The sequence below is a fragment of the Amycolatopsis sp. A133 genome (assembly GCF_031082405.1).
Lineage (GTDB): Bacteria > Actinomycetota > Actinomycetes > Mycobacteriales > Pseudonocardiaceae > Amycolatopsis.
Genome location: NZ_JAVHJU010000004.1, coordinates 247,410 through 273,251 on the forward strand (window position 1 = coordinate 247,410; position 25,842 = coordinate 273,251).

A 25,842-nucleotide genomic window follows, 5' to 3' on the forward strand; every position below is an offset into this window, starting at 1 on the left:
GACCCATGGCCGAGGAGGACCCGTGCACAACCGGAAACACGGATGCCACGAGCACGCGACAACAACGGAGCAGATCGGCCTCATCTCAGGCGAAGAATTGCACCGGCGTTCCACGGCCATCGGTTCTCCGTTGCTCAACCGGGTGATCGGTCTCGCGGTCACCGGCGACCGGGAAACCTTTGTCAGGATCGTTTCACTGTTCATTCTGGTGGTCGGCGCCGTGGTCCTCGTCGGCACGGTGATCCCCTGGGTCGCCGCCGCGGCAGCCGGCGGCGGTTCGGCCTGGGCGAGCCGCCGCGCGCGCCGCCGGACCGGCGAGGACGCTGCGGACCCACTATTGACATCTTGCCAGTAGCGTCCGCCTGCAATAGCGTCTTCGCATGGCCGACTACGCCGAGATCACCTACGCCGTCGCGGACCGGGTCGCCACGGTGACGCTGAACCGCCCCGAAGCGCGCAACGGCTACACGATCCGGATGGCCGACGAGCTCGGGGCCGCGATGGACCGGGCCGACCGTGACGAGGATGTCCGGGTCGTCGTGCTGACCGGGGCCGGGAAAGACTTCTGCGTCGGGGCCGATCTTTCACAGGGCGGCTTCGACTTCGACCCCTCGACCGGCCCGGACGCGGCGTGGCAGGAACCCGCCGGCCGGTGCTCGAAGCGGATCTTCACCATGAACAAGCCGGTGATCGCGGCCCTGCACGGCGCGGCCGTCGGCGGCGGCATCACCATCACGCTCTCGTGCGACTACCGGCTCGCGGCGGAGGACTCGCGGTTCGGCTTCGTGTTCACCCGCCGCGGCATCTACCCCGAAGGCGCGTCCGCGTGGTTCCTCCCCCGGCTGGTCGGCATGGGCACCGCGCTCGACTGGATGATCAGCGGCCGCGTCTTCACCGCCGCCGAAGCCCTCGAAAAAGCCCTGGTGCACCGGGTTTTCCCCACCGGAACCGTGCTCGACGAGGCCTACCGGCTCGCCGGGGAAATCGTCGAGAAGACGGCGCCGGTGTCGGTCGCGGTGACCCGCCAGCTGCTCTACCGGATGGCGAGCGCGGACTCGCCGTTCCCGGTGCACGAACTCGACTCCCGCCTGATCGGCGGCCTCGGCACGAGCCCGGACGCCGTCGAGGGGGTCCTGTCGTTCCTGCAGAAGCGGCCGCCCGCGTTCGGCATGCGCGTCGAGAAGGACCTGCCCGACTACCTGCCCTGGCTGGAGAAATGACCCCGTACCCGCCGCAGCCCTGGAACCTGACCGCCGACGCGCACGTGTCGATCTGGCGCGTCCCCGCGCGCGACGTGCACCCGGCCGCCCTGTCCGTGGCCGGGTACACCTCCGTGTTCACCGCCTGGATCGCCTACCGCGAGCCCGGGCAGCTCAGCTACCACGAGCTGCTCGCCGCGGTCCCGGTGCGCGGCAAGCGGACGACGTGCACGATCACCCGGATCTGGGTCGACTCCGAGGTGTCCCTCGCCGGCGGCCGGGAGCTGTGGGCCATCCCGAAGGACCTCGCCGACCTCCGGTTCACCGACCGCACCCACACCGCGGCCACGGCCGACGACTGGATCGCCACGGCGGCTTTCACGCCGAGGCCGGGCTCACCGCTCGCGCTCCCGTCCGGGTTCGACGTCCTCCAGGACCGCGACGGCACCCCGGTCCGGACGCCGGTGGGCGCGAAGATCCGTCCCGCGCTCGCCGCGGCCGACTGGGCGATCAACGCGCACGGCCCGCTCGGCTACCTGGCCGGCCGCCGCCCGTTCCTGAGCCTCGCCCTGCCCGGCTCGCAGCTGCGCTTCGGCGCCTGAGCGGGGATTTCGACCGCCGATTCCCTCTTGAGCGAGCGCAGCTCCCGGGTCAGCTTGACGCACAGTGTAACGATGGTGAGTGCCTGTTCGATCGTTTCCCATGTCTGCATGAACACAGGCAAGCGCGTCGGGTCGGCGCTCGGGGATGATCGCGAACGTTCGGCGAACGCGACCGTTCCGACCAGCGTCAATCCCCCGCGATCTCGGCGTTCGGCGAACTTCGGAGGGGGGCGCGGTGAGTCGTCCCGGCCCGTCGGCACCCGAAGCGGTACGAGCTCTGGCCGCGCGCCTGCGCGACGCGATGCGGGAAGCCGGCTATCCCTCTCAACGCGAGCTCAGCAAGGCCGCCAAGCTGAGCGCCTCGACGGTCTCCGAGGCACTGGCGGGACGCCATCCGCCGAGTTGGGAGACCATCTCCGCGATCCTCAAAGCCTGCGGCGTCCCCGCCACGAGGAACTGGGCGGCCGCCCAGGAAGCAGCCAAGGCGGCTGAAGCCGAAGAGCTCCGGCCACCGGATCGGCCGCCCACCGCGGAGCCGAACGCCCAGGGCTTCTACTCGGTCCGGCCTCCTCTGGGCATGCTGCCCGCCCGTGTCCGCGGGCGAGACGACCTGCTCCGGCGCCTGCAGGACCGCCTTCCCGGCACGTCCGCGCGGATCCAGGTGCTGCACGGCTTGGGCGGGTGCGGCAAGACGACCATCGCGCTGGAACTCTCCCGGTTGGCCGCCGAAGCCGGTCAGACCGTGTTCTGGGTCGCCGCCGATCGTCCCGAGGGCATTTCGACGCTGATGCGCGAGATCGCCATCGAACTCGGTGTCGACCAGCTCCTGATCGATCGAGCGTGGTCGGGGCAGGCCAGCGCGATGGACCTTCTGTGGTCTGCGCTCGACCACGCGGCGGATCGCTGGCTGCTGGTGTTCGACAACGCCGACGAACCACGGCACCTCGCCGCGGCCGGTGCGATGGCCGGGGAAGGCACCGGCTGGGCGCGGGCGAGCGCGGCCGGCACCACGGTGATCACCACGCGGATCGGCCTCCCGGAGATCTGGGGCAGCCAAGCGGACCGGCACGCGGTCACCGTGCTCGACTCCGGCACCGCGGCCGACGTGCTCATCGACCAGGCTGGGCACGCCGGTACCCGGCGTGACGCCCTGGCCTTGGCCGATCGCCTCGGCGGCCTGCCCCTCGCACTGGCGTCGGCCGGCCGGTACCTCGCCCGGGCGGCCCGGGGAGCGGGATTGCTGCGCAGGACGGCGTCAGCACGCATCACGAGCTTCGACTCCTACCGGGAGGCACTGGGAGAAATCGGCCCCGAGCTCCTGGACGAACGCTCACCGACCCAGAACCAGCAGGAAGAACTGCACCGCAGGCTCGTGGGGCGCACCTGGGAACTGAGCCTGAACCTCCTCGAAAGCCAGGGGGTCGCCGGAGCCCGCGGCCTGATGCGGCTCTTGTCGTGTTTCGCGGCCGCACCGTTCCCGGTCGACCTGCTCGAAGCCGACGCGCTCGCACGCGCGGGCCTGGTCACCGGGGCGTTCGCCGGCGACGACCTGGATCGCGCGCTGGAAGCTCTGGTCGACCTCAGCATGCTCGAGGCCGGGGAAATCGGCGACGTCGGCGTCCGCCCCGAGCCGGTCTTCACGCCGGTCGTCTACCTCACCGCCCACCGGCTGGTGCTCGAGTCGGCGGCTCAACGGCTGAAGAGCTGTTCGGACTCCGAGCAGGTGTCGACGTGGCGCGCCGCGGCCGCGGCCCTGGACACGGCAACCGCGCTCGCTCCGGAGGTCGAAACGAACTGGTCGTGGTGGCGGCTCATCGCACCTCACGTGCTCTCCGCATTGCTGCGGCTTCCCCCGGCACCGTCGAAAATCGGCGAGACACTCGAGGTGATGATCAATTCCGGCCTTCGGGCGTTCGCCTACCTCGTGTTCACCAAAGACCGCGGCGACGCGGCAACACTGATCGAACGGGTTCGCGAGCTTGCCGGAAGCCTTCCCGGCGAGCACCCGGCCCACTTGGTGATCAGGCACAGACTTGCGCTGATCTTCGCCACGGAGCCGGAAGCCAGGTCTGCCGAGCTCGCCGCCATCTTGGCCGAGCAACGAAAGGTACTGGGCGAACGGCACCCCGAAACCCTCATCACCTGGCACGACTGGGCGAGCACCCTGGAGGGCGAAGAACAGGAACGGCAATTCGCCGGTGTCCTCACCGCCCGCCGCGAGGTCCTGGGCGAACTCGACCCCTATACCGTCCTCACGCACCGGCGGTGGGCGATCGCCCTCGCCGGCACCGGTCACGAAGCCGAAGCCGAAGCCGCTTTGCGCGGGCTTCTCGGCTCGTGCCGCGAGCAACTCGGTGTCATCAACGAGCGGACGCTCGCCACGATGTCGGCACTCGCCAGGGTCATGGACCAGCGCGGACACTCCGACGCTGTAGTTTCGGAATACAACCAGTTGTTCGCCCACCCCGCCCGTGCGAACGATGCAGGCAACCGGCTCATCTCGCTGGAGACCCGGCACCAACTCGCGCATACTCTCGATCGAGCCGGCCGCTACGAAGAAGCCGAGAACGAATACCATTCGCTCCTCGAAGAGCTGGAAGAGCGGGACGAAACGAGTGGCATGCTCTTCCACGACCTCCAGGTCTGCCTCGCCCGCAACCTTCGCGAACAAAAACGTTTCGAAGACGCCAACTCCGTCTATGAACGCATCTTGAGTTCGCCGGCACCACCTTCGCCTGAGTTCGTGCTGCGCCTCCGGCATGAACGTGCCGACTTGCTCGGAAAACTCGACCGCGACGACGAAGCCGTTCAAGAGATATCGTCGATCCTCGCCGCCAGAGTGGCTGCGGGGGCATCGGACGAGGATTCCGTTGTCCTCACCGAGAGGCATTGCCTCGCGCACACCTACGAACGCGTCGGCCGGCTCGAGGATGCGGAGAAGGAGTTCCGCACGGTGAGCGAGACCTTCGGCCGGATCCTCGACCCGACCGCCAAACAGGCCAGGAGAGCCGGCTACTGCCACGGGCTGCTGCTCGAGAAGCTCTCCCGGTACGAAGCCGCCGAAACCGTCCTGGACGCCACCAGGGACGCCGAAGCCCGCGCGCTCGGCTCCGACGCCCCGGAAACCCTCGTGACCGCCGCGCACCTGGCCGTCATCCGGCATGCCCGGGGCAAGCTCACCACCGCCGAAGCCAAAGCGGAGCTCGAGACCCTGCTTCCACCGATTTCCCGGGAGTACGCCGAGGACTCCCGCAGTGTGCGGTACGTCCGCCGGGCAATCGCAGACCTCGATGGCGTCGAACCTGCCTGAACGAGCCAATCGCGGTCCTCCCCCAGCGGCCCCGGAAGCTACCGCCACCCACCCCCGCCCGCAGCGCGAGCAGCACCTCTCGGTGATCACGTAACCCGGCAGGGTGAGCCTGCGACACGCCATCTGGGGTCCCGCGCACACCCCGACCCCAACATGTAGTCTCTCAACACCGGCAGCCCCCAGCGACGGGGAGACCGCTGCAGAGGGTCGCCGGGCAGCTTTGAAGAACCTGCAGCGCACGGCCTTGTGCGGCCGTGCGGCGATCCGACGCGCCCGAAACCTGGAGACACGCATGTCAGTCGAAACCGGTCAGCGGCCCTCCGCTGCCGACACACCCACCGCGATCCGGGTCATCCGGCGGGACGGCAGCGTGTCGCCGTTCGACGCCGGGAAGATCTCGGTCGCGCTGACCAAGGCGTTCCTCGCGGTCGAGGGCGGCGACGCCGCCGCGTCCTCCCGCGTGCACCACGTCGTCGCCGAGCTCACCCAGCAGGTGGAGACGACCCTGCTGCGCCACGCCGGCCCCGAAACCGCCCTGCACATCGAGCAGATCCAGGACATCGTCGAGCTCGCCCTCATGCGCGGGGAGCACCACAAGGTCGCCCGCGCCTACGTCCTCTATCGCGAGGAGCGCGCGAAGGCCCGCGAGGCCGTCAAGCCGGTCGCGGCCGAGGTCGCGCTGAACGTCAAGGGCACCGACGGCGTCCTGCGCCCGCTCGACTGGGCCCGCGTGTCCCACGTGGTGGGCGAGGCCGTCGACGGCCTCGACGACGTCACCGCCGAGCCGGTGCTGGCCGAGACCAAGCGCAACCTCTACGACGGCATCAGCGCCGACGAGCTCGCCCTGGCCCAGATCATGGCCGCCCGCGTGCTCGTCGAGCAGGAGCCGAACTACTCCTACGTCTCCGCCCGGCTGCTGCTGGACAAGCTGCGCGGCGAGGCGCTGAGCTACCTCGCCGGCACCCCGCGCCTGGCCAGCCAGGACGAGATGGCCGGCGAGTACCCCGCGTACTTCCGCGCCTACCTGCGCCGCGCCATCGAGCTGGAGCTGGTCGACGCCGAGCTGCAGCGCTTCGACCTGGACAAGATCACTGCCGCGATCCGGCCCGAGCGCGACCTCGACTTCGGCTTCCTCGGCCTGCAGACGCTCTACGACCGGTACTTCCAGCACCACGACGGCACCCGCTTCGAGCTGCCGCAGGCGTTCTTCATGCGCGTCGCGATGGGTCTGGCGATCCGCGAGGACGACCGCGAAGCCCGCGCCATCGAGTTTTATGAACTGCTGTCCAGCTTCCACTTCATGGCGTCCACCCCGACGCTGTTCAACTCGGGCACCACCCGCCCGCAGCTGTCGTCCTGCTTCCTGACCACGGTGGACGACGACCTGGACTCCATCTTCCAGGCCTACAAGAACAACGCGCTGCTGGCCAAGTACTCGGGCGGTCTCGGCAACGACTGGACCCCGGTCCGCGGCCTCGGCGCGCACATCAAGGGCACCAACGGCCAGTCGCAGGGTGTCGTGCCGTTCCTCAAGATCGCCAACGACACCGCCGTCGCGGTCAACCAGGGCGGCAAGCGCAAGGGCGCGGCCTGCGCGTACCTCGAGACGTGGCACGTCGACATCGAGGAATTCCTCGACCTGCGCAAGAACACCGGTGACGACCGCCGCCGCACCCACGACATGAACACCGCGAACTGGGTGCCCGACGAGTTCCTCCGCCGCGTCGAGGCCGACGCGCAGTGGACGCTGTTCTCGCCGAACGAGACCCCGGACCTGCACGACCTCTACGGCAACGAGTTCTCCGCCCGCTACGCCGAGTACGAGGCGATGGCCGAGCGCGGCGAGATCAAGGTGTTCCGCAAGGTCCGCGCGGTCGACCTGTGGCGCCGCATGCTGACCATGCTGTTCGAGACCGGCCACCCGTGGATCACGTTCAAGGACCCGTGCAACCTGCGCTCGCCGCAGCAGCACGTCGGCGTCGTGCACTCGTCCAACCTGTGCACCGAGATCACGCTGAACACCAACAGCGAAGAGGTCGCGGTCTGCAACCTCGGCTCGGTGAACCTGCTCAAGCACGTCACCCCGGCCGGGTTGGACACCGAGCGGCTCGAGAAGACCGTGCGCACCGCCGTCCGCATGCTGGACAACGTGATCGACATCAACTTCTACACGATCCCGGAGGCGCGCCGCTCCAACCTGCGCCACCGCCCGATCGGGCTGGGACTGATGGGCTTCCAGGACGCGCTGTTCGAGATCGGCGTGCCGCTGTCGTCGGAAGCCGCTGTGCAGTTCGCCGACGAGAGCATGGAGCACATCTCCTACTACGCGATCTCGGCGTCGACCGACCTCGCCGAGGAGCGCGGCCAGTACCAGTCGTTCGAGGGCTCGCTGTGGAGCAAGGGCATCCTGCCGATCGACTCGATGCAGCTGCTCATCGACGCCCGTCAGGGTGACGCCCTCGACGTCGACGTGTCCACGACGCTGGACTGGGCGCCGCTGCGCGAGCGCGTCAAGACCGTCGGCATGCGCAACTCCAACGTGATGGCGATCGCGCCGACCGCGACGATCTCCAACATCTGCGGCGTCGGCCAGTCGATCGAGCCGCTGTTCCAGAACCTGTTCGTCAAGTCGAACATGTCCGGCGACTTCACCGTGGTGAACCCGCACCTGGTCCGCTCGCTCAAGGCGCGCGGGCTGTGGGACGAGGTCATGGTCAGCGACCTCAAGTACTTCGACGGCAGCCTCGGCCAGATCGACCGCGTCCCGGACGACCTGAAGGCGCTGTACGCGACGGCGTTCGAGATCGAGTCGAAGTGGCTGGTGGACGCGGGTTCGCGGCGCCAGAAGTGGATCGACCAGGCGCAGTCGCTGAACCTCTACATCGCGGCGCCGAGCGGCCGCAAGCTCGACCAGCTCTACCGCTACGCGTGGCACAAGGGCCTCAAGACCACGTACTACCTGCGGGCGCAGTCCGCGACGCACGTGGAGAAGAGCACCCTGCGCGGCACCGACGGCAAGCTGAACGCCGTCGCGGCCACCCCGGCTCCGGCGGCTCCCGCCGCGGTCACCCCGGCCCCGGCTCCCGCGCCGACGCCGGCGCCTGCTCCCGCCCCTTCGCCTTCGCCGAAGCCGGAGCCGGACGTCGACTTCGTCGCCACCGAAGGCGCCGCCTGCCGCATCGACGACCCCGACTGCGAAGCCTGCCAGTAAAGGAATCCCTGCACACATGACCAACGTGGAGACGACGGACGCGACCGGCCTCGGGGAGATCGAGGTCGGCGCCGCCCGGATCAACGTCGACGACAAGCGCATGATCAACGCGCGCGCCGACGTCAACCAGCTGCTGCCCATGAAGTACAAGTGGGCGTGGGAGAAGTACCTGGCCGGCTGCAACAACCACTGGATGCCGACCGAGGTCGCCATGCAGGCCGACATCGCGCTCTGGAAGTCACCGGACGGCCTCACCGAGGACGAGCGGCAGATGCTCAAGCGCAACCTGGGCTTCTTCGCGACCGCGGAGTCCCTGGTGGCCAACAACATCGTCCTCGCGGTGTACCGGCAGATCACCAACCCCGAGTGCCGCCAGTACCTGCTGCGCCAGGCGTTCGAGGAGGCCGTGCACACGCACACCTTCCAGTACATCTGCGAAAGCCTCGGCCTGGTCGAGGGCGAGCTGTTCAACATGTACCGCGAGGTTCCGTCGATCTCGGCGAAGGACGCGTGGGCGCTGAAGTACACGCAGAACCTGGAGAACCCGGAGTTCGAGACCGGCACGCCGGAAGCCGACCAGGCGTTCCTGCGCGACCTCGTCGCGTTCTACGTCATCTTCGAGGGCATGTGGTTCTACACGGGCTTCGCGCAGATCCTGTCGCTGGGCCGCCGGAACAAGATGGTCGGCATCGCCGAGCAGTACCAGTACATCCTGCGCGACGAGTCGATCCACCTGAACTTCGGCATCGACTGCATCAACCAGATCAAGATCGAGAACCCGCACCTGTGGACCGAGGAGTTCCAGGCCGAGGTGCGCGGGATGCTGAAGGACGCGTGCGAGCTGGAGGTCGCGTACGCGCGTGACACGATGCCGCGCGGCATGCTGGGCCTGTCGGCGCAGCTGTGCGAGCAGTACATGCACTTCATCACCGACCGGCGCGCGCAGCAGATCGGGCTCGCCCCGATCTTCGGCGAGACCGAGAACCCGTTCCCGTGGATGTCCGAGGCGATGGACCTGAAGAAGGAGAAGAACTTCTTCGAGACCCGCGTGATCGAGTACCAGTCGGGCGGCGCCCTCGACTGGGACTGAGCTCCCGGTGCACCCGGCCCCGCCCTGGTTCGCCGGGGCGGGGCCGTTTCACGCCGTGGCCACTCGCGCGGCCAGCTCCGCGTCCAGCGGGCTCAGGTCCGCGTCGACGGGTTCGCCGGGCGGCCACCAGCGGAAGCCGGTCCCTTCGTCGCTGAGGGTCAGCCGCGGCGCGATGGTCAGTTCGGTCCGGTAGACGGCGAGGAATTCGCGGCGCGCGGGCTCGGTCAGGGCGAACTCGGCCACCGCGGCGAAGGTCAGCGCCACGCCGCGGATGCCGGTCTCCTCGGCCAGCTCGCGCGCCGCGGCTTCCCGGCAGGTTTCGCCGGGCTCCCGCATACCGCCGGGCAGTTCCCACTGCCTGCGCCACTTGCCGAACATCAGGAGAACGGCGCCGGCGTGGACGGCCACCACCAGAGCGGCGGGCAACGGGACCAGCCGCGGCAGGTCGCTTTCCGCGGGGTGGTGCACGGCGAGCAGCACGTTGCCCGCTCGGTCGCGCAGCGGCAGGTCGGCCATCCCGCTCCTTGCTCAATACACGGTGCGGCGCACGGTTTCCGGGTGGATCACCAGGCGTACCAGGTCCGTCTTCAGCATCGCCTCGAGGTCGGCGGCGCGCACCGGGTCGTCCAGGTCCCAGTAGCGAGACGCCAGGCGCGTGGCCAGGTCGTGCGCGCCATCGGGCTCCAGCGAAACGCGGCCGGCCACCGACACCCACCGCTCCTGCTCCCCCACCGGCGCCGCGACCACGATCGACGCCCGCGGGTCCCGGCGCACGCGCCGCACCTTGAGCGCGTCCGCTTCGCTGAACAGCTGGATCAGCCCTTCACCGGTGGCCTCGAACCACACCGGGCGGGGCTCCCCGGCGGACACGGCCAGAAAGCCGTGCAGCGGGCGTTGGAGGAACTCGAGATCGTCGGGCGTCATGGTGTTCATGAGGTCCAGTGAACCGCACCGAGCCGGACGATCCCATGGGCGAGAAGCCGGAATCCCTGTCCGTTCGTCTAATGTCGGACGGCGTGGACGTCTTCGGTGATCTCTTCCGCGGCGTGCGGGCCCACGGCTCGCTCTTCGGCAGTTCGGCCCTGTCCGCGCCCTGGGCCCTGCACTTCGTCGACGGCGCGCCGCTGACCCTGTGCACCGTGCTCTCCGGCGGCGGCTGGATCGTCCCCGAGCGGGGCGAGCCCGAGCCGCTGCGCGCCTACGACACCGTCGTCGTGCGCGGGCCGGGCACGTTCACCTTCGTCGACGAGGTCGGCACCCGCGCCGAGCCGGTCGCGTGCGGCGAGTTCTGCGCGGCACCCGAACTGGGCGGGACGCGGCACCGGCGCGGCTGGCACGACGACGGCGACGGCCCGACCACGCTGATCGTCGGCGCCTACCCGGCCGGCGGCGAGGTCAGCCGTCCGCTGCTGGACGCCCTGCCCGTCGTGCTCCGCGTGACCGGGGCCGGCACGGGCGACGCCGTGCTGGACCACCTCGCCGCCGAAGTGGGCGTCGACGCGCCGGGCCAGCAGGTGGTCCTCGACCGCCTGCTCGACTGGATGCTCGTCTGCACGCTGCGCGCGTGGTTCGACCGGCCCGGCGGCGAACCCCCGGCGTGGTGGACCGCCCAGCGGGACCCGGTCGTCGGCCCCGTGCTGCGTCTGCTGCACGACGAGCCCGCGGCGCCGTGGACCGTCGGCGCGCTGGCCGGCCGCGCCGGGGTTTCGCGTTCGACGCTGGCCAAGCGGTTCGCCGAGCTGGTCGGCGAACCGCCGCTGACCTACCTCACCCGGCGCCGGATGGCGCTCGCGGCGGACCTGCTGACCGAGCGGAGCACCGCCACCGTCTCGGAAGTCGCCCGCAGCGTCGGGTACGCCGACGCCTTCGGGTTCAGCGCGGCGTTCAAGCGGATCCGGGGCAGCACGCCGAGCGAGTTCCGCAAACACCGCCACGGACCACCCGAAAAGACGGCCCCCCAGGTATTGTCAGACCGTCAACAAGGGTGCATCGTGGAGGCATAGCCGATCTCGACGGGGAGATGGTCACTTTGCCGGGCACCGTGAGCCGAGCCGCCGAAGCACTGCGCGAGCGCGTGCCGCCGCTGACCGCCCTGCCGCTCCCCCGGGGTGTCGACGAGCGCTGGCTGCACTCCCGCTGGCCCGTCAAGGAGCTCGCGACGCCGCCCGCGGGCAGCGGCCTCAAGCCGGTGCTCGGGGACGAAGGGCCGCCACTGGTCGGGCACATGCTCGAGATGATGCGGTTCGGCACCGCCTTCGGGCTGCGCCGCCACGAGCTCTACGGCCCGGTCTCGTGGACCGGCGGGTTCGGCCGCCGGATCGTCGCGCTGTCCGGGCCGGAGGCGACGCAGATCGCACTGGTCAACAAGGACAAGGCGTTCTCGCAGGAGGGCTGGAAGTTCTTCATCGAGCGGTTCTTCGAGCGCGGCCTGATGCTGATGGACTTCGGCGAGCACCACCTGCACCGCCGGATCATGCAGGAGGCCTTCACGCGCCCGCGGCTCGCCGGCTACGTCGGCGAAATGGGCCCGGCCCTGCGCGACGGCGTCGCCGCATGGGGCAGCGGGCGGCCGCGGCTGTACTGGGCGCTCAAGCAGCTGACCCTCGACGTCGCGTCGCGCGTGTTCATGGGCATGCCCAGCGGTGACGACGCGGCGCGGATCAACCGCGCGTTCGTCAGCTCCGTGCGGGCCGGCACCGCGCTCGTGCGCGTCCCGGTGCCGGGCGGGCGCTGGTCGGCCGGGCTGCACGGCCGGAAGGTCCTCGAGCGCTGCTTCGGCGAAACCCTGCCCGCCAAACGGCGTTCCGGCGGGGACGACCTGTTCGCCGCGCTGTGCCAGGCCACCACCGAGGACGGCGACCGGTTCTCCGACACCGACGTCGTCAACCACATGATCTTCCTGATGATGGCCGCGCACGACACGACGACGATCACCAGCAGCGCCATGGCCTACTACCTCGCCAAGTACCCGCAGTGGCAGGAACGCGCCCGTGAGGAGTCACTGGCCCTCGGCGACGACCTGCCCGACATCGCGGCGCTGGAGAAGCTGGAAACCCTGGACCTCGTGCTGAAGGAGGCGCTGCGGCTGGTGGCGCCGGTGCCGTCGCTGGCGCGCAAGACCGTCAAGGACACCGAGGTGCTCGGGCACTACATCCCGGCGGACACCCTCGTCGGCGTTTCGCCCACGGTGAACCACTTCTCGCCCGAGTGCTGGACCGACCCCTTCGCGTTCGACCCCGAGCGGTTCGCGGAGCCGCGCCGCGAGGACAAGGCGCACCGGATGGCGTGGATGCCGTTCGGCGGCGGCGCGCACAAGTGCATCGGGCTGCACTTCGGCAGTCTCGAGGTGAAGTTGCTGATGCACGAACTGCTGCGGGCGTACCGCTGGTCGGTTCCGGAGAGTTACACCGCGCGCTGGGACTACGTCTCCCTGCCGGTGCCGGCGGACGGTCTCCCGGTCCGGCTGACCCCGCGCTGACCCGGCCGGCGTCCACCACTGCATACGCCCGGTAACGAAATGTTACCGCTTGTGGCGATTCGTTCACTCGTTCAGCCGGTAGACACCCCGTGACGTACATGATGGCGTGACATCGATCGTGGGCGAAGGCTGCCTGGTGTGGCTTCATGATCCCCGACACCGTGTCCGACCTGGCCATACCTGTGCGTGAAGAGGTGGAGTGTGCCTGAACCCGGTGCCGCGTCAGGGCTCTTGGACGTGGCGCGCCGGTGGGCGGCGACGTTGGCCGACACCAAAGGAGTAACGCTTCCCCCGGAAGAGCTCGAAGCGCTCCTGCTGGAGGTTGCGCACGACGCCGTCGACCAAGCCGGCTCCCAGCACGACGGCGCCCTGCTGCGGTTCACCGCGCTCTACGCCGCGTCGCCGATGGGGATCGCGCTGGCCGACCCCGACGGCGCCATCGTGGAGGCGAACCTCGCGCTCGGCCAGCTGCTCGGCTGCTCGCCGGATCGGTTGCGGGGCAGGCACCTCACCGACCTCGGCTCCACCGACCACGACGTCTCCCGGCTCGAGGCGGGCCTGGAGCAGGTGCGCTCGGGACGGGACCGCTACCAGGAGCGGATGCTGCTCGACCACACCGAGGACGGCAGGCTCTGGACCGACGTCACCCTCGCCCGGCTGCCCGGCGACCGGCCCGGCTCGATCTACCCGGTGTTGATGGTGTCCGACGCGAACGAGCTGCACTTGCTGCAGGAGCAGCTGCTGCACCAGAACGTGCACGACCCGTTGACCGGCCTGCCCAACGCGTCGTCGTTCACCACCAAGCTCGAAGCCGCGCTCGGCGCCGGCGCGCGCGACGAGATCGCGCTGATCTACCTCGACGTCGACGGCTTCAAGGTGATCAACGACGGCCTCGGCGCCGGGGTCGGCGACCAGGTGCTGCGCGGGGTCGCGAACAAGCTGTCGGCGGTGTTCACCGGCCACCACGACGGGTTCGTCGCGCGACTGTCCGGTGACGGCTTCGCGGTGCTGCTGCGGGGCGAGCTCACGGCGACCGAGGTCGTCAGGCTGGTCGAGCGCGCGCTGGAGGACCTCAACGAGCCGATCTACCTCGGCGGGCACGGCATCGGCGTCAGCGCGAGCGCGGGCATCGTCGTGCGCGCGGCCGTCGAGGGCGGCGCCGCGGAACTGCTGCGGGCGGCGGAGATCGCGCTGCACCGGGCCAAGGAGGCCGGCAAGGCGCAGTGGATGCTGTTCGACCCGGAGCTCGACGCCCGCGACCGCGGCCGCTACCAGCTGGGCGCGGTGATCGCCGGCGCGCTGGAGAACGGCGAATTCTCGCTCGTCTACCAGCCCACGGTGAAGCTCGCCCGGCCGGACGAGCTCGCCGCCGTCAACGCCGGGCTGCGCTGGAACCACCCGGAGAAGGGCGAACTCGGCTCCGACGAGTTCTACCCGCTGGCCCAGACCACGGGCATGACGGTGCCGCTCGGCCGCTGGCTGCTCGCCGAATCCCTGGCCGCCACGGCCCGCTGGCGGACACACCTGGGCGACGCGGCCCCGGACGTCTGCGTCCGGCTGCCGGCCCGGCTGGCGATCGACCCGGACCTGGTGCTGCTGGTGAAGGAGCAGCTGGACAAGCACGAGCTCCCGGCCCGGGCCCTGCGGCTGTGCACGGACCGCGAATCGATGCTCGACCCGCGCGGCGAGGTCCTGGACTCGCTGTCGGTGCTGGCCGACCTGGGCGCGCAGCTGGTGCTGACGATCTCGGGGTCGGCGGACCTGGAGCTGATCCCCCAGCACCAGCTGCCGGTCCGGCACGTGATCCTGTCGGGCCCGGTGGTCGACGCACTGGACACCGACGAGCCCGCGGAGCCCGACCTGCGGCACCTGACGCAGCTGATCACCCGCGCCCGCGAGCTGCACCTGCGGGTGGGAGCCGAGGGAGTGCGCACGTACGAGCAGGCGGCCCGGCTGCGCCAGCTCGGGGTGATCGCGGCCCGCGGCCCGTTCGTGGCGGATTCGGCGACGGGCGACGAGGTCGACGAGATGATCGCCCGCCACCCGCCGAAGTAGCGCCCAACCGCCCCAATGTGGCGTTGGTTGCGTCCAACGCACCCAATGTGGCGTTCGGTGCGTTGAATCGGCACTGCGGCGCGGAGCGCCTCCGTTGAGGGCGGTGGCGGGGGCATGGATGGAGCACCGAACGCCACATTGGGGCGCTTGGCAACCGCGCGTCCGACCAAGCCGGTGTCCCGTCGGCTCCGAACACCCGGCAGGATGGGTTCTGCCGCCGACGAGAAGGGACGTCCATGGACGCCGGAGACCTCGCCCCCGACTTCACCCTGCCCGACGACCGGGGCCGGGAGCGCACGCTCTCGGACTTCCTCGCCACCGGTCCCGTCGTGCTGTTCTTCTACCCGGCCGCGATGACCGGCGGCTGCACCGCGGAGAGCTGCCACTTCCGCGACCTCGCCGCCGAGTTCGCGGACCTCGGGGCGCACCGCGTCGGGATCAGCCCGGACGCCATCACCAAACAGCGGGCCTTCGCCGAAGCCAACAGCTTCGACTACCCCCTCCTGTCCGATGTGGAGGGTGAGGTCGCCAAGCAGTTCGGCGTCTGGCGGAAGCTCGTGCCGCTGCACACCAAGCGCGCCACCTTCGTCATCGGCGAAGACCGGATGGTCCTCGCGAAGATCAAGAGCGAGCTGAACTTCACCGTCCACGCCGACCAGGCGCTCAAGGTGCTGCGGGAGCGGAACCCGGTCTCCTAGCGAGCCGCCACACGTGGTTGGTGCCCGTGCACGACGGTGCCAGCGGCTTCTCCGCCGGTTCCGACCGCACCTTGGTGAAGCCGAGGCGCGCGGGCACCGCTCCACTTCGGACGTTGAGCTCGTCGTGCTTGATCTCGACGTACCCGGCGCCGAGGCGGAACGCCTCCTCGGTCAGCAGCGTGACGGCCCGGGTCATCAAGCCGCGGCCGACAAAACCGCGAGCCAGCCAATAACCGATTTCGACGCCGCCGTCGCGCCTCATCAAGCCGACGCTGCCGGCCAGTTCGGCGCCGAGCATGAGCGCGTATTCGTACGCTTCGCCGCTGTCCCAGCGCTGCCCGGTCAGCCGGAGGAACTCCGACGAGTCGTCGTCGGTGTACCCGCCGGTGGCCCAGATCATCCACGCGCCCAGGTGCTCGAGGGACCCGCTGACGACCGCCGTCAGCACCGTCCGGTCGCCGGGGTGCCAGCGGGTCAGGGTCAGGTCACCGTCGCGGTAGGTCTCGGCCGGGGCTTCCATGCACCTCATGGTGCCCCGGCCGGGACTTCCGGCGCGAAATCAATTGACGATGATGCTGTCCGGGATCTCGGTGTCGTTCTTCAGCGCGTCGAACAGCTGCTTCGACTTGGCCTTGTCCCAGTTCTCCGCCGACCCGCTGGTCACCGGCACCGTCGTCGTCACCACGCCACCCGAGGAGATCCCGCGCATCGCGATCGCCAGGCCGGCGAGGTTGTGCACGTGGTCGCCCGAGTCCATGGTCAGCGCGTCCGGCGCCGAGGACAGCAGCGGGAAGAAGTCGAACGGGTTCAGCAGCGTGCCGGGGCTGGCGATCTGGCTCACCAGCGCGCCGATGAACTTGCGCTGGTTGGCGACGCGGTCGAGGTCCGAGCGCGGGGTCGCCGCGCTGTGGCGCATCCGGACGAAGCCCAGCGCCGAGCGGCCGTCCAGCGACTGGCAGCCCGCCTTGATGCTGATGCCCGTCATCGTGTCGTTCATGTCCTTGTCGATGCACATGTCGACCCCGCCGATCGCGTCGACGATCTTGGCGAACCCGCCGAAGCCGATCTCCGCGTAGTGGTCGATGTGCAGGCCGGTCGCGCCTTCGACGGTCTGCGCGAGCAGCTTCGGGCCGCCGAGGGAGAACGCCGCGTTGATCTTGTTCTTGCCGTGCCCGGGGATCGACACCTGCGAGTCGCGCGGGAGCGACAGCAGCGTCGGCTTGGTGCTGTTTTCCGGGATGTGCGCGACCATGATCGTGTCGGTGCGCTGCCCGCCGCCCGCCGCGGCGACGTCGCCCGTCGCGAGCCGCTCCTCGTCCTCCGCGGTCAGGCCCTCGCGGCTGTCCGAGCCGACGATCAGCCAGTTGGTGCCGGACTCCGCGACCGGGCGGCCGGAGTAGTCGGCGAGCGCGTCGACGCGCTTGATGGAGAACTCGAGGTAGACCCAGATGCCGGCGAGGAACACGACGAACACCAGCACCAGCGTGAGCAGGATCCGGCCGAAGCTCCACCGGCGGCGGCGCGGCGGCCGGGACGGCGGGTAGCCGTCGTCGGCCGGACGCCCGCGCGGACCCTGCCGCGGCGGCGGGGGCGGCGCGTACTGCGGCTCCTGGTCGCGGGTGCCCATCGGGCGGGTGCGCTCGTCGTACGGGCTGCGGCCCCGCCCGGGCAGCGGCATCATCTGCGCGCGCTGGTGGTCACGGGGGCGCGCGGGAGGCCGGGGCGGCATGCGGCGCCCGCCGTCGTCGCCACGGTACGTCATCTCCATCACCCAATCCCGATCCGGACAAATTGTCGCCGTCAGTACACCGCACGTCCTCGGAAGAGGGACGTTCGGCACCGGGGTCGGGTTGCCGCGGGCGGTTACCGGCCGGTCGCCTCGAAGCCGAACTGGTGGACCTCGAGGTACCCGGACCGGAACCCGGCCTCGGAGTAGGCCAGGTAGAACTCCCACATCCGGCGGAAGACGTCGTCGAACCCGAACCCGGCGATGTCGGCCCAGCGGTGCAGGAACCGTTCGCGCCACCACCGTAGCGTGCGCGCGTAGTCCTGGCCGAACTCGCGCATCCCGGCCGGTTTGAGCCGGGTGTTCGCCTTGACGCCCTCCTCGATCGACCGCACCGAGGGGATCAGGCCGCCCGGGAAGATGTACTTGTGCACCCAGCCGTAGGCGCGCGAGGCCGCCAGCATCCGGTCGTGGTCCATGGTGATGGCCTGCAGGCCGAACCGCCCGCCCGGGCGCAGCCGCTCCCCGATCGTGGCGTAGAACGCCGGCCAGTAGGACGCACCGACGGCCTCGATCATCTCGACGCTCACCACGGCGTCGTAGCGGCCGCTCGACTCGCGGTAGTCGCACAGCTTGACTTCGACGCGGTCGGCGAACCCGGCCGCGGCGATGCGTTCGGTGGCCAGCGCGCGCTGCTGCTCCGAAATGGTCAACGACGTCACGTGCGCGCCGCGGGCCGCGGCGCGGATGGCGAGTTCACCCCATCCGGTGCCGATTTCGAGGACCTCGCTGCCGTCGCGGACCCCGGCGTAGTCGAGCACGCTGTCGATCTTGCGGTGCTGCGCGGCGGTGAGGTCGTCGCCCGGCGCGAACAGCGCCGAGGAGTACGTCATCGACTCGTCGAGGAAGGCGCCGAACAGGTCGTTGGACAGGTCGTAGTGACGGTGGATGTTGGCCCGCGCGCCCTCGAGGGTGTTCTCTTCGGTCGGCGGCTGCGTCCGCTCGGCGAGCCGGCGGAACTTCTGCAGCACCGGCGGGACGAGCGTGCCCATCCGCTCGGCGAACGGCGTGAGCACGTCGGCCAGGTCGGAGGCGGTCCAGTCACCGGCCATGTAGGACTCGCCGAAGCCGATCTTGGCGTCGACGCCGAGGCGGTGGAAGAACGCCCGGGGGCGCAGGATCCGCATTTCCGGCGACTCCGGGCCGCCGGCGCCGAGCACGGTGCCGTCGGGGAAGAGCACACGCACGGCGAGGGGGCGGGCCGCGTGGCGGAACAGCGCGGCGGCGATCCGCGCGCGCAGCGCGGAATGCGGCGGGGTGGCCAGGCCCGGCCACCGGGTCCCGTCCGGGACGTCCCGGGCCGACGCCCGGTCAGCGCTCGAAGTGGTCACGGGTACTCCCTCCGGCCGGCCGGGTGCGCCGGTGATCGATCCTGGTCGCCCGCACCTGGCGCGGCGCGCCGAATGCCCCGTCCGGGGCGCTTTCACACCGGTATCCGCAGCCGTTCGGGCCCCTTTGCGGCCCACGCGCCGCGGAGGGCCCCGCCGTCCTCCCCGGCGAGCAGATCCAGCGTGAAGGCCACCGTCAGCCGGGTCCACACCCCGGCCCGGCGCAGCATCGCGTGACCCTCGTTGGCCATCTCGAACCGGGCGACGCGGGCGGCGACCGCGCCGGCCCGTTCGGCGAAGGCGTGCGACTCCGCCGGGCTCGTCATCCGGTCGCGGGTGCCGTGCACGATGAGCACCGACCGCCCGGCGACGGCCTCGACCGGCTCGCCCCGCGGTGTCCACGGCGCCAGTGCGCAGACCCCGCGCACGGCCGGGTCGTCGGCCACGCGCAGGGCCACCCGTGCCCCCATCGAGTGACCGACGAGCACGACCGGCAGGCCGGGGTGGTCGGCCTGGATGCGGTCGAGGGCCCAGCGGGCGTCGTCGACCGGGTCTTCGGCGGGGGCGTTCCAGCCGTAGCGGCGGTTGCGCAGCAGCCGCACCTCGACGCCGTCCTTGCGGCCGGCCCGGTGCAGGGCGCGCGCGATCGGGACCATCCTCAAGTAGGCCGGTTTCCAGGGTTGCACCCGGCCTGTGCCGTGCTCGGCACCGCCGTGCAGCACCAGCACGACCGCCCGGGTCCGCCCGCGCGCCCGCCGCACGGACACCGCCGGTTCCGCCTCGCTCACCCGTGTCCTCCTCGCCCGCATTCCGGGACAACCCCGGCCGCCCGTCCGGCTATTCCACCGCGTATTCCCATCTTCGCGGTAGATTCGGCGCCCGATCCCCGACGGAAGGGTGGGTGTGGTGAGCGCCACGGACATCGCAGGCAGCGTCGCCAAGCAGCTGGCGGACGTCGAGCAGGCCAACGCCGAAGCGGTGCGCGCCGCGGCGGACCTGGTGCTGGGGGTGATCCGGGCCGACGCACTGGTCTATACCGCCGGCGCCGGGCACTCGCTGGCCGCGGTCGCCGAGACGTTCTACCGGGCCGGCGGGCTGGCGTGCGTCTACCCGCTCTACCACCCGGACCTGCTCCCGCTGCACGGCGCGGTCTCCAGCACGCAGACCGAGCGGCGCACGGGCCTCGCGGCGGAGGTGCTGGCCGAGCGCGCGCCGGGGCCGGACGACGTGCTGGTGGTGTTTTCGACGTCCGGGTCGAACCCCTACCCGGTCGAGCTGTGCATCGAGGCGCGCAAGCGGGGCGCGGCGGTGATCGCGGTGACGTCGCGGGCCTGCGTGGCGGCGGCGCCGCGGCGGTCGTCGAGCACGCTGGTCGAGCAGGGCACGGTGGTGCTGGACTCGCTGGTCATCCCCGGCGACGCGAGCTACCCGCCGGACGCCCCGCGCACCGCACCTCTGTCCACTGTGGTCAACGCGTTCCTGTGGAACCTCGTGCTGGCCCAGGTGTACGACCGCGGCACGGCCGAGGGCCTCGAGGTCCCGCTGTGGCGCAGTTCCAATGTGGAGGGTGGCGACGAGGCGAACGCCGCGCTGCTGGCCAAGTACGGGGAAATCGTCCCCCGCCTGCGGTAGTTCGTCGGAAAGCACCGGCCGGGCGCGTCTTGACGGACGCGCCCGGCCGTCCTGGCGTCGACATACCGACTGGTCGGTGTGGATCGGTCGTTCCCGGAGGAGGTCCGATGGACGGTGCCACGGCGACGGTGCACGGCGAGTGCGCTCCCGGCTTCGAACCGGTGCGCGAAGCCTTCGAGGAGAACTTCCGCTCCCGCGGCGAGCTGGGCGCGGCCTTCACCGCCATCCGCCACGGCGAAGTCGTGGCCGACCTGTGGGGCGGGTCGAGGGGCATCACGCGTGATCAGAGGGGACACACCCGTGACTGGAGGGGACACACCCGTGATTGGAGGGGACACTCGCGTGATCAGCGGGGCATCACGATGATGCCCGCCCAATCACGCGAGATGCCCCTCCAATCACGCGAGATGCCTCCCCAGTCACGGGTGATGCCCCGCTGATCACGCGATGGCGGGTTCCTCGTCGGCGAACTGGGTTGCGTGGAGGGTGGCGTAGCGGCCGTTGGCGGCCAGGAGTTCGTCGTGGGTTCCGCGCTCGACGATCTCGCCGTGTTCCAGGACCAGGATCTGGTCGGCCGCGCGGACCGTCGAGAGGCGGTGGGCGATCACCAGGGCCGTGCGGCCGGCCAGTGCGTGGGTCAGGGCCTCGCCGACGGCGGCCTCGGACTCCGAGTCCAGGTGGGCGGTCGCCTCGTCGAGGACGACGACCTTGGGCTGGGCCAGGAGCAGCCGGGCGATGGTCAGCCGCTGGCGCTCGCCGCCGGAGAGGCGGTAGCCGCGCTCCCCCACCGTCGTGTCGAGGCCGTCGGGCAGCGACCCGACCAGCTCGCCCAGCCGCGCCCGGTCCAGCGCCTCCCAGATCTCGTCGTCGGTGACGTCCGGGCGCGCGTACGCGAGGTTGGCGCGGATCGTGTCGTGGAACAGGTGCCCGTCCTGCGTGACGACGCCGACGGTTTCCCGCAGCGAAGCGAAAGTCAGGTCCCGGACGTCCACATCGGACAGCCGCACCGCACCGGAGTCGACGTCGTACAGCCGCGGCAGCAGCGACGCGATCGTCGACTTCCCCGCGCCCGACGACCCGACCAGCGCGACCATCTGCCCCGGCTCGGCGCGGAACGAGATGCCGTGCAGCACCTCTTCCCCGCCGCGGTGGTCGAGCGTGACGACGTCTTCCAGCGACGCCAGCGAGTACCGGTCCGCCGCCGGGTAACCGAAGCGGACTCCCGTGAACTCGACCGAGACCCCGCCGGAGGACGAAGCAGGCACAGCACGCGCGGAGGGCTTTTCCTCGATCATCGGCTTGAGGTCCAGGACCTCGAAGACCCGCTCGAACGACACGAGCGCGGTCATCACGTCGACGCGGACGTTGGCCAGCGCGGTCAGCGGCGCGTAGAGCCGGGTCAGCAGCAGCGCCAGCGCGACGACGGTGCCCGGCGCGAGCTTGCCGGTCAGCGCGAGGTAACCGCCGAGGCCGTACACGAGCGCCTGCGCCAGCGCCGAAACCAGGGTCAGGCTCGTCATGAACCAGCGGGTCAGCATCGCGGTCCGCACGCCGATGTCGCGCACGCGCCCGGCCCGCAGCCCGAAGTCGTCCGCCTCCTGCACGGGACGGCCGAAGAGCTTCACCAGCGTCGCGCCCGGCGCCGAGAAGCGCTCGGTCATCTGCGTGGTCATCCCGGCGTTGAGGTCCGCGGCCTCCCGCTGCAGGCCGGCCATCCGGCGGCCGAGCCGGCGCGCGGGGATGACGAAGATCGGCAGCAGCACCAGCGCGAGCAGCGTGACCTGCCACGACAGGGTGAGCATGACGGCCAGCGACAGGGCCAGCTGGATGACGTTGGTGACCAGCCCGGACAGCGTCGCGGTGAACGTCCGCTGCGCGCCGATGACGTCGTTGTTGAGCCGCGAGACGAGCGCACCGGTGCGGGTGCGGGTGAAGAAAGCGATCGGCATCCGCTGCACGTGCTCGAACACCGCACGCCGCAGGTCGAAGATGATGCCCTCGCCGATGCGCGCGGACTGCCACCGCTCGATCAGGCCGAACCCGGCGTCGACGACGGCCAGCGCGGCGATCACGACGGCGAGCCAGACGACCAGCGACACCTCGCGCCCGCCGACGATCGCGTCGACCACCTTGCCCGCCAGCACGGGCGTCGACACGGCGAGCACGGCCGAGACGACCGTCAGCACGAGGAACGCCAGCAACCGCCGCCAGTGCGGCCGGGCGAAGCGCGCGATGCGTTTCAGCGTGCCGCGGGTGAGCGCCTTCGGCGTATCGCCGGCGCGCATCGCGGAGCTCCACAGCCCCCACATGTTGTCCACGGGAAACCCCCAGTGTCTGGAAACCTCTACATTAACTGAGGTTTTCGCCGGATATGACCTGGACAACGCCCTGGTTGCCCGTTTGCTTCCCGATGCCGTTCACCCCGCGCGAACAACCTGGTGCAACGCCGAGCGCAGCCGCCCGGCGTCCTCGGCGGAAAGCGGCTCCAGCAGCAGCGCCTCGGCTTTCCGGGTGACTTCCGCCCCTTCCGCCCGGACGCGCTCCCCCTCCGGAGTCAGCGTCACGAGGCGCTTGCGGCGGTCGCCCGGCGCGACCTCGCGCCGGACCAGCCCCTTGGCCTCCAGTTCGTCGACGAGGGCGACCATCGTCGTCCGGTCGACCCCGAGCCGTGCCGCACCGTCCTGCTGCGACTGCGCCGGCCCGTCACCGAAGAGCGTGAGCAGCGCGAGCTGCCGCCCGGTGACGCCGAGCGGGGCGTACAGCGGCTCCGCCAGTTCGGCGAGCCGCAGCTGGGCGTGCTTGAGGAGGTAGCCGAGCCGCTGGGTGACGGCAGGGGGCGCGCTGGACATGAGCAGACTCTACACCTACGCTGATCGTCAGTATCGCTGATAATTTTTACGACTGACAATCAGGAGCTCCTCATGACCACCATCGGGCTCAAGCCGCCCCAGCAGCACATCGGCATCGCCGCCCTCCGCGAGATCTGGGCGATCGCCGACGACGCCGGCTTCGACGGGTGCTGGACGTTCGACCACCTCGCCCCGATGGGCCCGGATCGCACCGGCGACGTCTTCGACGGCTGGAGCCTGCTGGCCGCGATGGCCGAAGCGACGCACCGGGTGCGGATCGGCTGCCTGGTCTCCGGCAACACCAACCGGCACCCGGGCACGTTCGCCAAGATCGCCGCGACCGTCGACCACCTCTCCGGCGGCCGGCTCGACGTCGGCCTCGGCGCGGGCGGCGACACCCTGACCGACACGATGATGGGCACCCCGACGACGTCGGCGGTCGAACGCGTCGAACGGCTGGCCGAGACCTGCGAAATCCTCGGTCTGCTGTGGACCCGGCCGGAAACCGGCTACCGCGGCCGCCACTACACGCTGACCGGCGCGATCAGCGACCCGAAGCCGGTGCAGCGGCCGAAACCGCCGCTGTGGCTGGGCAGCAGCGGCGAAAAGCGCGGTTTGCGGGTCGTCGCCGAACACGCCGACGTCTGGCTCAACGCGGCCCTGCCCGGAACGGAAATCGCCGAGCTGCAGCGGCTTTCGCGGGTCCTGGACGCGCACTGCGCCGCAGCCGGGCGCGACCCGGCGGCGGTCCGCCGGGCCGTGCAGTTCCGGCTGCCGTCCGATGCGGACAGTGCGGTGCGCCTCGCGCGCAGCTACGTCGACGCCGGCTTCACCGAGCTGGTCTTGATGCCGGCGGGGCCCGGCGGCGTCGTCGCGGCTTCCGAAGCGGCCGCGAAGCTGCTGCCCCGGCTGCGAGATGTCGGCTGAACCGGGCGGCCGGCCCCTCGGTAGCCTGACGACGTGGAAACGGAGGTGGGCCAGGCGCCCGCACGGCGGCGCATGGCCCGTCTCTTCACGGCTCCGGCGCACCCCGGGGAGGCCGGCCCGCTGCGCTGGGACCTGGGATTTTACCTGGCCTGCCTGGCTTTCGCGCTGCCGACGGCGCTGGTGTCGGAGTTCTACGGCTACCGCGTCTGGGGCAACTTCGCGACGGCGGCGTACGGCTTCGCCGCGGCGCACAGCGGGTACCTGCTGCTGGCCGCCCGCAAGGGACGTACGCCGCGCGGCCTAGCGGGTTCACGCTGGTGCGGCATCGCCGCGGTCGCCTTGTTGGCGATGATCTTCCCGTTGGCGCTTCTCGTGATTCGCCGCCTGACCGGAGTGGACTGGCTGATCACGCCGGTCTCGTGGGCCGCGCAGCCCGAGGTCTGGGTGATCGAACGGTCCGCGGATCTGCTGCTGCACCACGGAACCCCGTACGTCGACGTCACCGCGCTCGGCCGGCCGCCCGTGGTAAACGATTACACGCCCTACGGCCCGGTGATGGCGGTCTTCGGCCTGCCGCGGGCGCTGTTCGGCGGCACCCCGCTGACCGACGCGCTGACCGACGCCCGCTGGATCTTCGCGCTGGCCGCCTGCGCGTGCGTGCTGGGCACGCTGAAGCTGCTGAAGTGGCCCCGGGTGCCGGTCGGTGCCGCGCAGCTCGCGCTGGCCTGCCCGCTCACCGCGCTCACCTGGGCCGTGGCCGGCCCCGACCTGGCGATCGTCGGCCTGCTGGTGCTCAGCTGCGCGCTCGCGGCCACCGGGCGGGTCGCCTGGTCGGGCCTGGTACTCGCGCTGGTCGTCAGCGCGAAGCTCATCGTCGCGCCGGCGGCCGCCGTGCTGGCGGTGCTCGTGCTGGTGCGCCGCGGCCCGGTTCCCCACAAAAAAGGTCCCGGCTGGGCGGCACTGGCCCGGTTCGCGGCGGCTCTGGTGGCGACGACGGCCGCCCTGCACCTGCCGGTGTACCTGGTGGACCCGGCGGCGTTCGTCGAGCACGTCTTCCGGTTCCCGCTCGGGATGGGCGTTGTGCGGTCGCCCGCGGCCAGCCCGCTGCCGGGCCACCTGATCGCCGGAACCGGCCCGTTCGGACAGGTGGCGGCGTTCGCGCTCGTCGGCGCCGCGGCCGTGGCGATGGTCGCCTGGCTGGTGCGCCGGCCCCCCGCGAACGGCTCCGGCGCACTGCTGCGCATCGCCGTCGGACTCGGCGCGTTGATCCTGCTCACCCCGGCCACCCGGTACGGCTACCTGGTGTACCCGCTGGTCCTGCTCGGGGCCCACCTGGCCTTCCGCGTGGCCGAAGATCCCGCTGCGCCCCCCGCGCAGCAGTCCGCGACTACTTCTTCTTGACCCTGGTGGCCCCGCCACGCCCCCGCAGCTGGACGCCGGACTCCGACAGCACCCGGTGGACGAACCCGTAGGACCGCCCCGTCGACTCCGCCAGTGCCCGGATGCTCGAGCCCTTCTCGTATTTCTTCTTCAGGTCAGCGGCCAGCTTGTCGCGCGTGTTGCCGGTGATCCGCGCGCCTTTCTTGAGATCAGCCACGTCGATCGCCTTCCCGCCGAGAGTGTTCTGGGCCACATATCGGCCCCTGCCGGGGCAATGATCGAACACTGAGCGCCGGA

22 protein-coding genes are annotated in these 25,842 nt (G+C 70.8%); 13 read left to right on the forward strand and 9 right to left on the reverse strand.

Going from position 1 to position 25,842, the window contains the following annotated elements:
• The first annotated feature begins 22 nt into the window (after window positions 1–22).
• The 6 genes from Q5425_RS05355 (at window position 23) to Q5425_RS05380 (ending at window position 9,412) form a co-directional block, all read left to right on the forward strand.
• Window positions 23–355 carry a hypothetical protein gene (locus Q5425_RS05355; protein ID WP_308670966.1) on the forward strand — a complete coding sequence of 111 codons (333 nt, stop codon included), beginning with the start codon at window positions 23–25 and terminating at the stop codon, window positions 353–355.
• A 25-nt stretch (window positions 356–380) separates the two neighbouring features.
• On the forward strand, window positions 381–1,220 hold the full coding sequence (locus Q5425_RS05360) for an enoyl-CoA hydratase-related protein (protein WP_308670967.1): 840 nt from the start codon (window positions 381–383) through the stop codon (window positions 1,218–1,220).
• On the forward strand, window positions 1,217–1,801 hold the full coding sequence (locus Q5425_RS05365; protein ID WP_308670968.1) for an acetoacetate decarboxylase family protein: 585 nt from the start codon (window positions 1,217–1,219) through the stop codon (window positions 1,799–1,801). Before Q5425_RS05360 ends, Q5425_RS05365 begins: the two co-directional genes overlap by 4 nt.
• A 145-nt stretch (window positions 1,802–1,946) precedes the next feature.
• Window positions 1,947–5,111: a helix-turn-helix domain-containing protein gene (locus Q5425_RS05370; protein ID WP_308670969.1), complete on the forward strand. Its 3,165-nt coding sequence runs from the start codon at window positions 1,947–1,949 to the stop codon at window positions 5,109–5,111.
• Between the two features lie 292 nt (window positions 5,112–5,403).
• Entirely contained in the window at window positions 5,404–8,322 is a 2,919-nt protein-coding gene (locus Q5425_RS05375) for a ribonucleoside-diphosphate reductase subunit alpha (RefSeq protein ID WP_308670970.1), read from the forward strand.
• A 16-nt stretch (window positions 8,323–8,338) separates the two neighbouring features.
• Window positions 8,339–9,412: a ribonucleotide-diphosphate reductase subunit beta gene (locus Q5425_RS05380; protein ID WP_308670971.1), complete on the forward strand. Its 1,074-nt coding sequence runs from the start codon at window positions 8,339–8,341 to the stop codon at window positions 9,410–9,412.
• 48 nt (window positions 9,413–9,460) lie between these two features.
• Here Q5425_RS05380 and Q5425_RS05385 read toward each other — a convergent pair whose 3' ends face one another.
• The gene (locus Q5425_RS05385) at window positions 9,461–9,928 is read right to left on the reverse strand and encodes an NUDIX domain-containing protein (protein ID WP_308670972.1); all 468 of its coding nucleotides are present in this window, start codon (window positions 9,926–9,928) and stop codon (window positions 9,461–9,463) included.
• A gap of 12 nt (window positions 9,929–9,940) precedes the next feature.
• A complete protein-coding gene (locus Q5425_RS05390; protein WP_308670973.1) occupies window positions 9,941–10,345 on the reverse strand; it encodes a pyridoxamine 5'-phosphate oxidase family protein in 405 nt (134 codons plus the stop codon).
• Between the two features lie 83 nt (window positions 10,346–10,428).
• Here Q5425_RS05390 and Q5425_RS05395 point away from each other — a divergent pair, with 83 nt between their 5' ends.
• From Q5425_RS05395 to Q5425_RS05410, 4 genes are all read left to right on the forward strand, one after another.
• Entirely contained in the window at window positions 10,429–11,415 is a 987-nt protein-coding gene (locus Q5425_RS05395) for an AraC family transcriptional regulator (RefSeq protein WP_308671420.1), read from the forward strand.
• Between the two features lie 17 nt (window positions 11,416–11,432).
• The gene (locus tag Q5425_RS05400; RefSeq protein WP_308670974.1) at window positions 11,433–12,890 is read left to right on the forward strand and encodes a cytochrome P450; all 1,458 of its coding nucleotides are present in this window, start codon (window positions 11,433–11,435) and stop codon (window positions 12,888–12,890) included.
• A 237-nt stretch (window positions 12,891–13,127) separates the two neighbouring features.
• On the forward strand, window positions 13,128–14,945 hold the full coding sequence (locus Q5425_RS05405; protein WP_308671421.1) for a diguanylate cyclase domain-containing protein: 1,818 nt from the start codon (window positions 13,128–13,130) through the stop codon (window positions 14,943–14,945).
• Window positions 14,946–15,181: 236 nt separating this feature from the next.
• A complete protein-coding gene (locus Q5425_RS05410) occupies window positions 15,182–15,643 on the forward strand; it encodes a peroxiredoxin (RefSeq protein WP_308670975.1) in 462 nt (153 codons plus the stop codon).
• On the opposite strand, the gene Q5425_RS05415 is transcribed toward Q5425_RS05410, so the two are convergent.
• From Q5425_RS05415 to Q5425_RS05430, 4 genes are all read right to left on the reverse strand, one after another.
• The gene (locus Q5425_RS05415; protein WP_308670976.1) at window positions 15,609–16,163 is read right to left on the reverse strand and encodes a GNAT family N-acetyltransferase; all 555 of its coding nucleotides are present in this window, start codon (window positions 16,161–16,163) and stop codon (window positions 15,609–15,611) included. The genes Q5425_RS05410 and Q5425_RS05415 overlap by 35 nt on opposite strands.
• 39 nt (window positions 16,164–16,202) lie before the next feature.
• Window positions 16,203–17,411 carry an LCP family protein gene (locus Q5425_RS05420; protein ID WP_308670977.1) on the reverse strand — a complete coding sequence of 403 codons (1,209 nt, stop codon included), beginning with the start codon at window positions 17,409–17,411 and terminating at the stop codon, window positions 16,203–16,205.
• Between the two features lie 95 nt (window positions 17,412–17,506).
• Window positions 17,507–18,760 (reverse strand): cyclopropane-fatty-acyl-phospholipid synthase family protein, encoded by a 1,254-nt coding sequence (locus tag Q5425_RS05425; RefSeq protein ID WP_308670978.1) that lies wholly within the window; start codon window positions 18,758–18,760, stop codon window positions 17,507–17,509.
• 92 nt (window positions 18,761–18,852) lie between these two features.
• A complete protein-coding gene (locus Q5425_RS05430) occupies window positions 18,853–19,545 on the reverse strand; it encodes an alpha/beta fold hydrolase (protein WP_308670979.1) in 693 nt (230 codons plus the stop codon).
• A 115-nt stretch (window positions 19,546–19,660) separates the two neighbouring features.
• Here Q5425_RS05430 and Q5425_RS05435 point away from each other — a divergent pair, with 115 nt between their 5' ends.
• Window positions 19,661–20,389 (forward strand): SIS domain-containing protein, encoded by a 729-nt coding sequence (locus Q5425_RS05435; RefSeq protein WP_308670980.1) that lies wholly within the window; start codon window positions 19,661–19,663, stop codon window positions 20,387–20,389.
• A 440-nt stretch (window positions 20,390–20,829) separates the two neighbouring features.
• On the opposite strand, the gene Q5425_RS05440 is transcribed toward Q5425_RS05435, so the two are convergent.
• Together Q5425_RS05440 and Q5425_RS05445 are read right to left on the reverse strand one after the other, a co-directional pair.
• On the reverse strand, window positions 20,830–22,707 hold the full coding sequence (locus Q5425_RS05440) for an ABC transporter ATP-binding protein (protein WP_308670981.1): 1,878 nt from the start codon (window positions 22,705–22,707) through the stop codon (window positions 20,830–20,832).
• Window positions 22,708–22,806: 99 nt separating this feature from the next.
• Entirely contained in the window at window positions 22,807–23,238 is a 432-nt protein-coding gene (locus tag Q5425_RS05445) for a MarR family transcriptional regulator (protein WP_308670982.1), read from the reverse strand.
• A gap of 72 nt (window positions 23,239–23,310) precedes the next feature.
• Here Q5425_RS05445 and Q5425_RS05450 point away from each other — a divergent pair, with 72 nt between their 5' ends.
• Together Q5425_RS05450 and Q5425_RS05455 are read left to right on the forward strand one after the other, a co-directional pair.
• Window positions 23,311–24,165, forward strand: a complete 855-nt coding sequence (locus Q5425_RS05450) for an LLM class flavin-dependent oxidoreductase (protein WP_308670983.1) — start codon at window positions 23,311–23,313, stop codon at window positions 24,163–24,165.
• A gap of 72 nt (window positions 24,166–24,237) precedes the next feature.
• On the forward strand, window positions 24,238–25,566 hold the full coding sequence (locus tag Q5425_RS05455; RefSeq protein ID WP_308671422.1) for a glycosyltransferase 87 family protein: 1,329 nt from the start codon (window positions 24,238–24,240) through the stop codon (window positions 25,564–25,566).
• Here the strand turns inward: Q5425_RS05455 and Q5425_RS05460 are convergent.
• Window positions 25,553–25,762 (reverse strand): helix-turn-helix domain-containing protein, encoded by a 210-nt coding sequence (locus Q5425_RS05460; RefSeq protein WP_003071237.1) that lies wholly within the window; start codon window positions 25,760–25,762, stop codon window positions 25,553–25,555. The two genes, Q5425_RS05455 and Q5425_RS05460, sit on opposite strands and share 14 nt — an antisense overlap.
• Window positions 25,763–25,842: the final 80 nt, after the last annotated feature.